At 68.4% G+C, this 13717-nt stretch carries 13 protein-coding genes; 11 read left to right on the forward strand and 2 right to left on the reverse strand.

Annotation, left to right across the window (positions count from 1 at the left end; translation table 11 throughout):
- The first annotated feature begins 44 nt into the window (after positions 1-44).
- Complete coding sequence (locus tag AC4GYU_RS11910; RefSeq protein ID WP_491087167.1) at positions 45-1892, forward strand: DUF885 domain-containing protein; 1848 nt, start codon at positions 45-47, stop codon at positions 1890-1892.
- A 166-nt stretch (positions 1893-2058) separates the two neighbouring features.
- Positions 2059-3489, forward strand: coding sequence for a B12-binding domain-containing radical SAM protein (locus AC4GYU_RS11915; protein ID WP_491087168.1), 1431 nt, complete (start codon positions 2059-2061; stop codon positions 3487-3489).
- 10 nt (positions 3490-3499) lie between these two features.
- Here AC4GYU_RS11915 and AC4GYU_RS11920 read toward each other — a convergent pair whose 3' ends face one another.
- Positions 3500-5107, reverse strand: coding sequence for a phosphoenolpyruvate carboxykinase (locus AC4GYU_RS11920; RefSeq protein WP_491087169.1), 1608 nt, complete (start codon positions 5105-5107; stop codon positions 3500-3502).
- Between the two features lie 162 nt (positions 5108-5269).
- Between AC4GYU_RS11920 and AC4GYU_RS11925 the strand changes: the two genes are divergently transcribed.
- From AC4GYU_RS11925 to AC4GYU_RS11960, 8 genes are all read left to right on the forward strand, one after another.
- On the forward strand, positions 5270-5992 hold the full coding sequence (locus tag AC4GYU_RS11925) for a response regulator transcription factor (RefSeq protein WP_491087170.1): 723 nt from the start codon (positions 5270-5272) through the stop codon (positions 5990-5992).
- The gene (locus AC4GYU_RS11930; protein ID WP_491087171.1) at positions 5985-7550 is read left to right on the forward strand and encodes a sensor histidine kinase; all 1566 of its coding nucleotides are present in this window, start codon (positions 5985-5987) and stop codon (positions 7548-7550) included. The genes AC4GYU_RS11925 and AC4GYU_RS11930 overlap by 8 nt, the downstream gene beginning before the upstream one ends.
- Complete coding sequence (locus tag AC4GYU_RS11935; protein ID WP_491087172.1) at positions 7547-7981, forward strand: HPr kinase/phosphorylase; 435 nt, start codon at positions 7547-7549, stop codon at positions 7979-7981. The genes AC4GYU_RS11930 and AC4GYU_RS11935 overlap by 4 nt, the downstream gene beginning before the upstream one ends.
- Complete coding sequence (gene rapZ, locus AC4GYU_RS11940; RefSeq protein ID WP_491087173.1) at positions 7978-8913, forward strand: RNase adapter RapZ; 936 nt, start codon at positions 7978-7980, stop codon at positions 8911-8913. Before AC4GYU_RS11935 ends, rapZ begins: the two co-directional genes overlap by 4 nt.
- 1 nt (position 8914) lies before the next feature.
- Positions 8915-9322, forward strand: coding sequence for a PTS sugar transporter subunit IIA (locus AC4GYU_RS11945; protein WP_491087174.1), 408 nt, complete (start codon positions 8915-8917; stop codon positions 9320-9322).
- Positions 9319-9591 carry an HPr family phosphocarrier protein gene (locus AC4GYU_RS11950; protein ID WP_491087175.1) on the forward strand — a complete coding sequence of 91 codons (273 nt, stop codon included), beginning with the start codon at positions 9319-9321 and terminating at the stop codon, positions 9589-9591. The genes AC4GYU_RS11945 and AC4GYU_RS11950 overlap by 4 nt, the downstream gene beginning before the upstream one ends.
- Positions 9592-9720: 129 nt before the next feature.
- Positions 9721-10515 carry a TrmH family RNA methyltransferase gene (locus AC4GYU_RS11955; protein ID WP_491087176.1) on the forward strand — a complete coding sequence of 265 codons (795 nt, stop codon included), beginning with the start codon at positions 9721-9723 and terminating at the stop codon, positions 10513-10515.
- Positions 10516-10620: 105 nt separating this feature from the next.
- Positions 10621-11328: an META domain-containing protein gene (locus AC4GYU_RS11960; RefSeq protein WP_491087177.1), complete on the forward strand. Its 708-nt coding sequence runs from the start codon at positions 10621-10623 to the stop codon at positions 11326-11328.
- Here AC4GYU_RS11960 and AC4GYU_RS11965 read toward each other — a convergent pair whose 3' ends face one another.
- Positions 11329-12897: a DNA recombination protein RmuC gene (locus tag AC4GYU_RS11965; RefSeq protein ID WP_491087178.1), complete on the reverse strand. Its 1569-nt coding sequence runs from the start codon at positions 12895-12897 to the stop codon at positions 11329-11331.
- 115 nt (positions 12898-13012) lie between these two features.
- On the opposite strand from AC4GYU_RS11965, the gene AC4GYU_RS11970 reads away from it, so the two are divergent.
- Positions 13013-13717, forward strand: a complete 705-nt coding sequence (locus AC4GYU_RS11970; protein WP_491087179.1) for an SDR family NAD(P)-dependent oxidoreductase — start codon at positions 13013-13015, stop codon at positions 13715-13717.

Genomic DNA, 13717 nt, shown 5'->3' on the forward strand with positions numbered 1-13717 from the left:
AAGTTCAGGGTGACGGCGTGGTGCGGGTTTGCTTTAAGTTGAACATGACCAGCCTCACCCGCCGCCAGGCGCTTGCCGCCGCCGCTTCGACCGCGACCCTCGCCGCCTGCGCCACCCCGGGATCTCTCGCCCCGACCGGCAAGCGGCCGCTTACCAAGGCGGAGGCGGACGCGCTGATCGAGCGCATCACCGACCGTTTCCTCCGCGCCAATCCCGAGAGCGCGACCGGGCTCAATATCGACAAGGGCGCCTATGCCGCGCTCCGCGGCCAGCTGGCCGATCGCGGTCCCGCCGGCCAGGCGCGCTATGCCGCGGGGCTGCGCGAGGACCTTGCCGCCCTCGACACCGCGGACTTCTCCGCGCTCGACCATTCGACCCGGACCACGCTCGAGGTCATCCGCTCGACCTATCGCACGGCGCTTCAAGGCTTCGCCCTGCCCTATGGCGATGTCGCCGTCGGGAGCTGGCGCAACACGCCCTATGTCGTGATCCAGAATACCGGCGCCTATCTCGACGTGCCCCGCTTCCTCGATACCGACCATCTGATCGAGACCCGCGAGGATGCCGAGACCTATCTCTCGCGGCTCGCACAATATCCGGCGGTGCTCGATGGCGAGCTCGCGCGGATGCAGGACGCGGCCGCCAAGGGGCTGATCCCGCCGGGCTTCCTGATCGACAAGGCGATCACCCAGATGACCCGCTCGGCCGAGGACGCGGCCAAGGGCGGAAGCCTGGTCGAGAGCCTCGTCCGCCGGACCCGCGAGAAGGGCATATCCGGCGACTGGGATGCCAAGGCCCGGGCCATCGCCACCGGCCAGGTCGCGCCCGCCCTTGCCCGCCAGATCGCCGAGCTCCGCCGCCAGCGTCCGCGCGCGACCGACCAGGCCGGCATGTGGGCGCGGCCGGGCGGCGAGGCTTATTATGCCTGGGCGCTCAAGGCGAGCACGACCACCCAGATGACCCCGGACGAGATCCACCGACTGGGGCTGACCACGCTCGACGCGCTCCACGCGCGGATGGATCCGCTGCTGCGCCAGCTTGGCCTGACCCAGGGCTCGGTCGGCCAGCGGATGCGCGCGCTGGCGGTCGACCCGCGCTACAAGTTCGCCGACGGCGATCCCGGCCGGGCCGATATCATGGCCTTCATCCAGGAGCGGCTGGGGATCATCCGCGCCCAGCTCCCCCGTGCCTTCCGGACCCTGGTCAAGGGCAATCTCGAGGTGAAGCGCCTGCCGCCCGAGGAAGAGCCCGGCGCGCCCGGCGCCTATGGCGGGGCGGGTTCGCCAGACGGCAAGATCCCGGGCAAGTTCTGGATCAACCTCAGGACCACCGACCTCCACAGCCGCGTCAGCCTGCCCGACCTCGCGCACCACGAGGCGATCCCCGGCCATGTCTGGCAGGGCGAATATACCTTCTCGCTGCCGCGCATCCGGACCCTGCTCGCGTTCAACGCTTATTCCGAAGGCTGGGCGCTCTATGCCGAGCAACTGGCGGACGAGCTGGGCGTGTTCGACGATTTCCCGGCGGGGCGCCTCGGCTACTTGCAGTCGATCGCCTTCCGCGCCTGTCGGCTCGTGGTCGACACCGGCCTCCATGCCAAGCGCTGGACCCGCGAACAGGGCGTCCAGTTCTTCGTCGAGCGCAACGGCAGCAACCCGCTCGAAGTGGCGAGCGAAGTCGACCGCTATTGCAGCTGGCCGGGCCAGGCCTGCGGCTACGAGATCGGCCATCAGGAGATCGTCCGCCAGCGCGGCCGGGCGCAGGCCGCGCTCGGTTCGGCCTATGACCTCCGCGACTTCAACGATGCGGTCCTGCTCGGCGGCAACGTGCCGATGGACGTACTCGCGCTGAATGTCGGCGAGTATATCCGGGGCAAGGGCGGACGAAGCTGACCGCAATGTCGGACAGCGGAAAGCCGTCCTGACGTGACACCGGGGACGGTAGACCTCGCGCGAGCGTAGGCGCCGTCCCTTTTCAGCAATTGCTCACCTTCGCCTCATGCCGTTCAGCCATGGCCGCGCCATTCGTCCCGTCACGTCCACGATGGGGAACGAATGCATGAAGGTGAAGATGATCCTGCCCGCGCTGACCGAGGCCAGGAGCCCATTCTGGCGTCCGATCAAATATTCGCTCTTTCCCCCGCTTGGCCTTGCGACGCTTGCCGCCTTCCTGTCGCCCGATGACGAGGTGGAACTGGTCGACGATCATGTCGAGGTCCTGACGACCGACGACTGCCCCGACCTCGTCGTCATCCAGGTCTACATCACCAACGCCTACCGGGCCTATGCGCTGGCCGATCATTACCGGGCGAAGGGCTGCCACGTGGCGTTGGGCGGCCTTCATGTGACGTCCCTTCCCGACGAAGCCGCGAGGCATGCGGACACGATCTTCATCGGCCCGGGCGAACAGACCTTCCCGGCCTTTCTCGCCGACCTTCGCGCCGGGATGCCGAGGCCGCGCTACGTGTCGAGCGCCGGCCGCACCATTCACGGCCTTCCCGCGATCCGGCGGGACCTCATCAAGCGCCATCTCTATCTCGTCCCCAACAGCATTACCGTCACCCGCGGCTGCCCGCAGCATTGCAGCTTCTGCTACAAGGACGCGTTCTTCGCGGGCGGGAAATCCTTCTACACCCAGCGGGTCGACGAGGCGCTGGCCGAGATCGACCGGCTTCCGGGCCGCCACCTATATTTCCTCGACGACCACCTCCTCGGCGACCGCCGCTTCGCCGAGGGACTGTTCGAGGGGATGAGGGGCATGGGGCGGCTGTTCCAGGGCGCCGCGACGGTCGGCAGTGTGCTTCGCGGCAACCTCATCGAGCGGGCTGCGGACGCCGGCCTTCGAAGCCTGTTCGTGGGCTTCGAGACGTTCGACGAGCGCAATCTCGTCAGCAGCAACAAGAAGCAGAATCTGGCGCGCGACTATGCCGCCGTCGCGCGAAGGCTGAGCGACCTCGGGATCATGATCAACGGCTCCTTCGTGTTCGGCATGGACGAGGACGACGAGAGCGTCTTCGCCCGCACCGTCGATTGGGCCGTAAGCCACGGCGTGACGACGGCTACCTTCCACATCCAGACCCCCTATCCGGGGACGAAGCTCCATCAGGAGCTTGCGGCGCAGGGCCGGATCACCAGCCACGATTGGGACGATTATGATACGCGCCATGTCGTCTACCGACCGGCCCGGCTCAGCGCGCAGGCGCTCAAGGCAGGCTATGATCGCGCCTACCGCGACTTCTACGGCTGGCGGAACATCGCGGCGGGAGCGCTGACGCACGACAGCGCCCGGCACAGGCTCAAGCATTTCGCCTATGCGGCGGGGTGGAAGAAGTTCGAGCCCCTGTGGGACATCGTGATCAAGGCCAGGCGGCTGCGGGCGATGACCCCGATGCTCGAGGCCGTGCTGTCCCGCGTCAGCAACCGGGCGACGCCCGCCGTTCCGGTTCAGGAGCGGCGGGCTCGCCTGGTGACGAGCCCGCCTCTGGTCTGAATGTCTGGCCTCAGGCCGCTTCGGCGACCTTGGGGGCGCACTGGCGGACGCCTTCCTCGACATGCTCGGCGAACTGCTCGAAATTGTCGCAGAAGAGGTCGACCAGCTTGGCCGCGGTGCGGTCGAACTCGTCCTTGTCGGCCCAGGTCGAGCGCGGATCGAGGATCGCCGTGTCGACGCCCGGCACCGCGACCGGCACGTCGAAGCCGAAATAGGGGTCTTTCCGGAACTCGACATTGTTGAGGCTGCCGTCGAGCGCCGCGTTGAGGAGCGCACGGGTCTCCTTGATCGGCATGCGCTTGCCGGTGCCATACTTGCCGCCGGTCCAGCCGGTGTTGACCAGCCAGCAGGTGACCCCGCCCTTGGCGATCCGCTCCTTGAGGAGGTTGCCGTAGACGCTCGGGTGGCGCGGCATGAAGGGCGCGCCGAAGCAGGTCGAGAAGGTGGCTTCCGGCTCGGTCACGCCGATCTCGGTGCCAGCGACCTTGGCGGTGTAGCCCGACAGGAAGTGGAACATCGCCTGGTCCGGGGTCAGCCGGGCGATCGGAGGCAGCACGCCGAACGCGTCGGCGGTGAGCATCACGATCGTCTTGGGCACCGGGCCGAGATTGTCGGCGCTCGAATTCGGGATGAAGTCGATCGGATAGGCGCCGCGGCTGTTCTCGGCGAGGCTGTTGTCGTCGAGGTCGAGCTCGCGGGTCTCGGGGTCCATGACGACATTCTCGAGCACCGTGCCGAAGCGGCGCGTGGTCGCGTAGATCTCGGGCTCGGCCTCTTCCGAGAGGCGGATCATCTTGGCGTAGCAGCCGCCCTCGAAGTTGAAGACCGCGGTGTCCGACCAGCCATGCTCGTCGTCGCCGATGAGCGTGCGGTTAGGATCGGCCGAGAGGGTCGTCTTGCCGGTGCCGCTGAGGCCGAAGAAGACCGCCGTGTCACCGTCCGGACCGATGTTGGCCGAGCAGTGCATCGGCATGATGCCGTCCTGCGGCAGGAGATAGTTCAGGAGGCCGAAGACGCTCTTCTTCATCTCGCCGCCGTACTGCGTGCCGCCGATGAGGATCAGCTTCTTGGTGAGGTTGATCGCGATCACGGTTTCCGAGCGGCAGCCGTGACGCTCGGGGTCGGCCTTGAAGCTCGGCAGGTCGATGATCGTGTAGTCGGGAACGAAGCCGGCGAGCTGCTCGCCTTCCGGGCGGACCAGCATCGTGCGGATGAACAGGTTGTGCCAGGCGAGCTCGTTGATCACGCGCACGTTGACGCGGTGCTCGGGCTGCGAGCCGCCGAACAGGTCGGCGACGAACAGTTCGTCCTTCTGGCCGAGCGCAGCGAGGAAGTCCTCGTGGAGACGGTCGAAGGCGGCCGGGTCCATCGGCTTGTTCGACTTGCCCCACCAGATCGTGTTCTCGGTGGTCTCGTCACGGACGATGAAGCGGTCCTGCGCGCTGCGGCCGGTGTGCGCGCCGGTCTGAACGACCAGCGGCCCTTCCTTGGCGATCATCGCCTCGCCCCGAAGCACGGCCTGTTCGTAGAGCGGCGCGGTGACCAGGTTCCAGTGAAGCTTGGCAGCGGTGGAAATCCCCTGGGCCTCGAGGCCGAAGGAAGGAACCCGAATCGACATTTACGACCTTTCGCTCATGCTCAAGCGGCGGCCGACCCGGGGAATCCGGGCGCCGCCGCATACGTATGCGGTGATAGAGCGCCTATGCCCGCAAAAGGTTGCGCGGGTCAAACCGGCGCCGCGCTTGATGCCCGTCCCGCTTTGGCGCTACGGCGCGTCCCCATGACGGCTCCGGTCATCGCGCTGGTCGACGACGACCGCAACATCCTGACTTCGGTCTCGATCGCGCTCCAGGCGGAGGGCTTCGTCACCCGCCTCTATCCCGATGGCGCGACCGCGCTAAAGGCGCTGGCCGACAATCCCGCCGACCTTAGCGTATTCGACATCAAGATGCCGGGAATGGACGGCCTCGCCCTGCTCGCCGCGCTTCGCGAGAAGGGCGGCGCGGCGGCGGCGATGCCGGTCATCTTCCTCACCTCCAAGGACGAGGAACAGGACGAGGCGCACGGCCTTGCCGCCGGGGCCGATGATTATATCGCCAAGCCCTTCAGCCAGCGGCTGCTGATCGCGCGGATCCGGGCGATCCTGCGCCGCGCCGAGATGGTTCGGAGCGCCCCGCTCGCGGGCGAGGAAGCCGCGCCGGCGGTTATCGAGCGCGGGCGGCTGATGATGGACCCGGCCCGCCACCAGATCATGTGGGACGGGCGGCCGGTGACGCTCACCGTCACCGAATTCCTGATCCTCGAGGCGCTCGCCCAGCGGCCGGGCGTGGTGAAGAGCCGCAACCAGCTGCTCGACGTCGCCTATCAGGAAGACGTGTTCGTCGACGATCGCACCATCGACAGCCACATCAAGCGGATCCGCCGCAAGTTCCGCAGCGCCGATCCGACCTTCGACGCGATCGAGACCCTGTACGGCGTCGGCTATCGGTTCAACGATGGCTAATCCTGCCCGCCGGGGCCGCTTCTCCAAGGAGCTGAACTGGCGCCTTTCCCAGCGGATCCTCGCGGTCAACGTCATCATCCTGCTGGTGCTGGCGCTCGCCCTCCTGTTCCTGGACAGCTTCCGCAACCAGCTTCGGACCGAGCGCGAGGCGCAGGCGCTCGACATCGCCGAGATCACCGCCGCCGCCCTTCCCGCCACCGACCAGCGCGAGATCGGACCCTTCCTCGCGGCGGTCGGCCAGCGCACCGGCGCCCGGCTCCGGCTCTACGGCCCCGATGGCGCCAAGCTCCTCGACAGCTGGGACCGGACCGGCCCCACCTATCGCCTGCGCGACCCGCGCCAGCAGGACTGGACCAAGGAGATCGCCCGGGCACTCGATCGCGGCTTCAACGCGATCGTCGGCGAGAAGACCCTGCCCGACTTCGTGGAACCCGCCACCGATCGCAGCACCGCCTGGCCCGAGGCCGTCGCCGCGCGGCAGTCGGGCAAGCCGGCGGGCGCGGTCCGCAACGCCCCCGACCTCACCCCGGTGCTGACCTCCGCCGCCCCGGTCGCGGGCGAGCGGGTGCTGCTGGTCACCGCCAACGACCGCAATTTCACCCGCACCGTCCGCGGCGAACGGGCCAAGCTTGCCGGCGGCCTCCTCGCCGCGGCAATGTTCAGCCTGTTCCTGTCGCTGTTTCTTGCCCGGACCATCGCACGCCCCCTTCACCGGCTGGCGCTCGCCGCGCACCGGGTCCGGCTCGGCCGGTCGCGCGAGGTCCGCGTGCCGCGCTTCGCCAAGCGCAAGGACGAGATCGGGATGCTCGCCCGCGCGGTCAGCGACATGAGCCAGGCGCTGCGGCTGAGGATCGACAATATCGAGGCCTTCGCCGCCGACGTCACCCACGAACTCAAGAACCCCCTCGCCTCGCTCCGCAGCGCGGTCGACGGGCTCGACCGGATCGAGGATCCCGCGCTGCGCCGGCAATTGCTCGACGTCGTTCGGCAGGACGTGCTCCGGCTCGACCGGCTGATCGGCGACATTGGCGAGGCCGCAAGGACCGACGCCGAGCTGGCCCGAGCCGCCTTCGAACCGGTCGACCTCGGCCTCCTCGTCGGACAATTGTGCGACGCCTGGGAGCAGCGGCGCCTGACCGGCGACGTCCGGATCGCCTTCGCCCGGCCGCGCGCCGCCTCGGCGATCATCCTCGGCGAGCCCGCCCGCCTCGCCCGCGCGATCGACAATATCATCGACAATGCGATCAGCTTCTCGCCCGCCGGAAGCCTGGTCGAGGTGGCGGTGGCACGGGTCGGCGAGGAGGTGCTGATCCGAATCGACGACGAAGGTCCCGGCGTTCCCGCCAGCGTCCGTGAAGCCATCTTTAACCGCTTCGTCTCAGTAAGGCCCGAGGGAGGCGATTTCGGTCGCCACTCGGGGCTCGGCCTTGCGATCGCGCGTGCGATCGTGAAGGGCCATGACGGGGAGATTGACGTGGCCGACCGCGACGACGCGCCTTCGGGCGCCCGCTTCACCATCCGCCTTCCGGCAGCGGCGGGCGAAGGGGACAGCGAATGAACATCCGCCTTTCGAGCGAAACGCTTCATGCGACCACGGTCGCCCACGAAGGCCGCGCGGTGCTGATCGCGGGCCTGTCGGGCTCGGGCAAGTCGGACCTCGCGCTCCGCCTGATCGACCGCGGCTTCACCCTCGTCGCCGACGACCAGACCGTGGTCCAGAAGCGCGGCGAGCGGCTCTACGTCAGCGCGCCGGCGACCATTCGCGGCAAGCTCGAGATCCGCGGGATGGGCATCATTCCGATGCCCGTGGTCGAGGACATTCCGCTGGCCCTCGTGGTCGAGCTTGCCAGCGACATCCAGCGCCTGCCCGACGATTCGCGCGAGCGGGTCATCTGCGGCCTCAAGGTGCCACTGATCAGCATCGACGCGATGACCGCGTCGGCGCCGGCCAAGGTCGCGCTCGCGCTCGATCGCTTCGGCCTCAAGTGAGCGGTCCGCGGCGCCCCTCTTCCAGGCGGCTGCCGCGCCTGCTGCTGGTCACCGGAATGTCGGGTGCGGGCAAGTCGACCGTGCTCGACGCGCTCGAGGACATGGGCTGGGACACGGTCGACAATCTGCCGACCGCCCTCCTCCACGACTTCGTCCATGGCGCCGACCGGTCGCGCCGGACCGCCCATGTCGCGGTCGGGATGGATGCGCGGAGCCGCGGCTTCGACCCGCACGCCATTCCTGCCCTGTTGCACTCCATCCCCGGCGTCCGGCCCGAGATCCTCTATCTCGACGCGACCGGGGCCGAGCTCATCCGCCGCTATGGCGAGACCCGCCGGCGCCATCCCCTGAGCCCCGACCGCCCGGCCGAGGACGGGATCGGCCGCGAGCGCGACCTCACCGCCGCGCTCCGGCTCGCCGCCGACGCGGTGCTCGATACCACCGACCTCAAGCCCGCCGACCTCCGCGACCACCTGCGCCAGCGCTACGGCGACGAGGGCGACGATCTGGTCGTCACCATCACGAGCTTCGGCTTCGCGCGGGGGATCAGCCGCACCTCCGACCTCGTCTTCGACCTGCGCTTCCTGCCCAACCCCCACTGGGTCGACGAGCTTCGCCCGCTGACCGGGGCCGATGCGCCGGTCGCCGACTTCGTCGCCGCCCAGGACGGCTGGGACGAATTCATGGACCGGACCGAACAGCTGATCGTCGGCCTCCTCCCGCGCTACTGGGCGGCCGGAAAGGCGTATGTCGGGATCGCCTTCGGCTGCACCGGCGGGCGCCATCGTTCGGTCGCCGCCGCGCTGGAAATGGCGGAACGGTTGCGAAGCCATGGCTTTTCGCCGAATATCCGTCACCGAGACCTGGCGCTTCGCCCCGATGATTCTTTCGAGCAGGGGCAGGAACGCAACGAAGGACCAAGAGACCGCTAGAATGATCGGATTAGTGCTGGTGACCCACGGTCGTCTTGCGGCCGAGTTCATCGTTGCCATGGAACATGTGGTCGGACCGCAGGATGCCATCGCCGGCATCTGCATCGGTCCCGATGACGACATGGAAGCGCGCCGCAAGGATATTGCGGAGGCGATCGCGCGCGTCGACCGCGGCGCCGGGGTCATCATTCTCACCGACCTGTTCGGCGGCACTCCCAGCAATCTCGCGATCAGCCTGATGAAGTCGGGCGACATCGAGGTGATCGCCGGGGTCAACCTGCCGATGCTGATCCGGCTCGAAGGCGCGCGCAAGGCGATGAACGTCCGCGCCGCCGTCGCCGCCGCCCGCGAGGCGGGGCGCAAATATATTTCGGTCGCTTCCGAGATTCTCGGCGAGGCCGCCGCTTGAACGCCGTCTCCAAGATCGTCCGGATCGAGAACAAGCGCGGGCTCCATGCCCGGGCGAGCGCGAAGTTCGTCACGCTGGCGAGCGAGCTGACCTGCGCGGTCGAGGTCGCCAAGGACGGCAACAAGGTCTGCGGAACCTCGATCATGGGCCTGATGATGCTCGGCGCCGCGCGCGGCGACTCGATCGAGATCAGCGCCGCGGGCGACGGCGCCGACGAGGCGGTGGCGAAACTCAGCCGGCTGGTCGAGGACAAGTTCGGGGAAGAATGACTCCACGTCGCTCCCCCGGGCACCTGGGGGAGCTGTCAGCGTAGCTGACTGAGGGGGCCTCCTGCCCCACCCCCTCCGGCACTTCGTGTAACCTCCCCCAGGTGCCCGGGGGAGGAGCGAAAGAGAATCATGCCCCGCCACATCACCTCCTTTTCCAACGACACCGTGAAACGCCTCCGTTCGCTGCGCGAGAAGAAGGCGCGGCGGCTCGAGGGGCTGTTCCTAGCCGAGGGGCTGCGGATCATGGCCGAGGCGCGCGAGGCGGGCGTGCTCCCGACCATCGTCGCCTGCTCGGAAGGCGAGCTCCACCCGCTCGCGGCGCAGATCGTCGCCGAGGCCGAGGCCGCCGGAGCCGAGGCGATCGCGGTTCCGGACGAAATTCTCGCCAAGATGAGCGGCAAGGACAATCCGCCCCTGCTGCTCGGCGCCTATCCCCAGCCCCGGCTCGGCCTTGCCGACCTCGACCGCGCCGCGGCGCCCTTGTGGCTGGTTGCCGAAAAGCTGCGCGATCCCGGCAATATCGGCACGATCCTGCGCACCGGCGACGCGGTCGGCGCGGGCGGGCTGATCCTCGTCGACGACAGCGCCGACCCGTTCAGCGTCGAGGCGGTGCGTGCGAGCATGGGCGCGATCTTCACCCAGAAGATCGTGCAGGTGCCCTGGTCGACCTTCCACGCCTGGCTCCGCAGCGGCCCCGGTCAATTGGTCGGGACCAGCCTCCAGACCGACCACGATTATATCGGCCCGACCTACGAGCAGCCCTGCTTCCTCCTGATCGGCAACGAGCAGGCGGGGCTTCCCGAGGCCTATGAGGCCGAGTGCGACCTCCTCGTGAAGATCCCGATGCACGGCAAGGCCGACAGCCTCAATGCGGCGGTGGCGGCGGCGATCATGGCCTTCCAGATCCGCGCCAGCTGGCGCTAGCTAAGCGTTCATCTTCGACCCGTTACGGACGCCAAGATGGAACCGACGCCGCCCAGCGGTTTTCGGTCGGAAAACGGGACGACCTCGTCCGCCAAGGGAGTTGAGATGATGCGCCTTGCGATCCTTGCCACCGCCGCCGCCATCGCCTTGGCGGGCTGCGAGACGATGATGCCGCCGCCGGGCGGACCGCCGCCCGTGGCCGGCGCTTCCTATCGTGCGCTCGGGACCGAGCCTTTCTGGGGCCTGACGCTCGACGGGCGGCAGATGGTCTTCACGACCGTCGACGGCCAGCGCGTCGCCGAAGCCCAGCCGCGCGCGATCCACGGCTTTGCCGGCGACATCTACCAGGGCCGCCGGATCAACCTCAACATCGTCCACGGCCAGCGCTGCAGCGACGGGATGAGCGACCGGACCTATCCCGACAAGGTGCAGGTGTCGGTCGACGGCCGCCGCTACGAGGGTTGTGGCGGTCCGGTCGAGGTCGCCTCGGCGGGGAATCTTCAAGGCGACTGGACGGTTCTCGCGGTCGGCCGTCAGCTCGTGTCAGGCGATAATTATCGGCTGACCTTCAACGGCGGGCAGCTCAGCGGCCAGTTCGGCTGCAACCGGATGAGCGGCTCCTACCGGGTCGAGGGCCAGACGCTCATCGCCGGCCCGGTCGTCGCGACCCGCATGGCCTGCCCCGACATGCGCGCCGAGACCGCCGCCGGCCAGATCCTCGCCCAGCCGATGCGCATGGCCTGGACCACGAGCGGCGACCTCATCCTTTCGAACAATGCCGGCGAGATCCGGATGGGCCGCTTCCGGCCCTGATCATTCGGCGGCGATGGCGTCGTCCGCGGCCGCGGGCGGCGCCAGCTTCGTCAGCGGGCGCGGTGCGGTTTCGACCAGCGGCGGCGAAGCGATCTCCTTGCTGCTGCCCGACCCCAGGCCCTCGAAACGCTTGGCCTGCGTGAAGACCTGCGTCTCGAGGCTTCCGACCATCTTGTTGTAGGCGTCGTTCGCGGTCGCGAGGTTGCGGCCCATACGGACCACATGCTCGGCCATGGTGGCGATTCGCGAATGGAGTTCCTTGCCAAGCGCGGCGATGACTTCGGCCTGCTCGGTGATCTTCTCCTGCCGCCAGACGCTGGCCACGGTGCGCGCGATCGCGACGAGATTGGTCGGGGTGGCGAGGAGCACGCGCCGCTCGAACGCCCAGTCCCAGAGTTGCGGATCCTGCTCGAGCGCGGCGGTGAGGAAATGCTCGCCCGGGATATACATGATGACATAGTCGGCCGCCTCGCCGAACTGCGCCCAATAGTCCTTCGAGCCCAGCGCCTGCGCATGGTTGCGCATCGAGGCGACGTGGAGCTTGAAGCAGGCCTGACGGCGCTCCTCGTCGACCTCGTCGCAGGCGTCGAGGAAGGCGTTCAGCGAGCATTTGGCGTCGATCACCAGCTTGCGGTTGCTTGGCAGGTTGACCACCACGTCGGGGCGCAGGCGACCGTCGGCGGTCTCGAGGCTGACTTCCATCTCGAAGTCGATGCCTTCGGTCAGGCCCGCCTGGACGAGGACGTTGCGCAAGCTCTGCTCGCCCCAGCGGCCGCGCGCCTTGGGGCTCGAGCGGAGCGCATTGACGAGGTTGCGGGTCTCGTCGCGCACCTGGCTATTGTCCTTGCGCAGCTCGCCGAGGACGCCGCGCAATTCGCCATAGCTGTCCTTGCGCTCGGCCTCGACCCGCTGCAGCCCTTCCTCGTAGCGCTTCAGCGTGTCGGACACCGGCTGAAGCAGGGTCTGAAGCTTGGCCTGGCTTTCGAGATCGGCCTTGCTCAAGCGCTCGTTGGCTTTGGCCAGGAAATCGGCCTGCGCCTTTTCGAGGAGCTTGTCGCCGACCTCTCGGAACTGGATCACCAGTTCGTCGCGCGACTTGCGGAGGTCGACGAGCCGTTCCTCGAAGCTCTTCACCTCGGTCTCGAGCCCTGCCTTCAGCCGCAGCGCCTCGTCGCGCTCGGCGGTGCGCTGCTCGAGCAGCCGCTCGACTTCGGCAAGCCGCTGGAGCCGCTCGGCGGCGCTGGCGATGTCACCGCGCAGATTGCCGGCATCGTCCTGCAGCGCGCGGTGACGCTCCTCGAGCTCGGCATAGCGCTGCGAGACGACTCGCGACGCGGCGAGCTCACCCGCGAGCGAATCACGCTCGTCGGTCACCGACTTCAAGGCTTCCTCGGTCTGGACCGATCGGCGGAGCTGTTCGGCGGCGACCGCCTGATCGCGTCCGAGCGTCGCCACCTGATCGCGCAATTGCGCGGCTTCGGCGGCAAAGGCGGCGCTTGGCCGGCTGCCGAGGAACCAGCCGAGCAGCACCCCCGCGACGGCGATGACCCCGACCAGCACTGCTACCATCCACGCGTCCACAACCCGCCCCCAATCTCGAACAGAACAGAGCAAGAACTAGCCTGTTCGGGCGGCCGACACAACGACTTGGCCACCCGCGTCTTCCCGGCTAGGGCCCGCGCCCATGAGCAGATACGCCGACCGCCTCGCCCTCGTCACCGGAGCCAGCCGTGGGATCGGCGCCGCCATCGCCGAGGCGCTCGCCCGCGAAGGCGCGCACGTCATCCTCACCGCGCGCTCGGCCAAGGGCCTCGAGGAGGTCGAGGAGCGAATCCACGCCGCCGGCGGCACCGCCACCATCGCCCCGCTCGATCTCGGCAATGCCGAGGACATCGCCAAGCTCGCCCAGGCGATCGCCGGGCGCTGGCAGAAGCTCGACTTCATGGTGCTCAATGCCGGGATGCTCGGCAGCCTGACGCCGGTCGAGCATATCGACGTCAAGGAATATGCGCGGGTCATTAATTTGAACCTGCTCGCCAACCAGGCACTGATCGCGGCCTTCGATCCCCTGCTGAAGGCCGCCGACAAGGCCGAGGTGGTGGCGGTGACCAGCAGCGTCGGGGCAACCCCGCGGGCTTTCTGGGGGGCCTATGGCTCGTCCAAGGCGGCGCTCGAATGCCTGCTCGGCACCTATGCCGACGAGACCGCCTATACCGGCAAGCTCCGGGTCACGATCCTCGATCCGGGCGCGACGCGCACCCGGATGCGCGCCCTCGCCTTTCCCGGCGAGGAGCCGAGCTCGGTGAAGCCGCCCCAGGCCGTCGCCGAGCGGCTGCTTGCCCTGTTCGAGGAAGAGCGCCCGACCGGCGCCAAGGTCCGGGTCGACTGA

It is taken from the genome of Sphingomonas sp. SP2 (assembly GCF_058313385.1).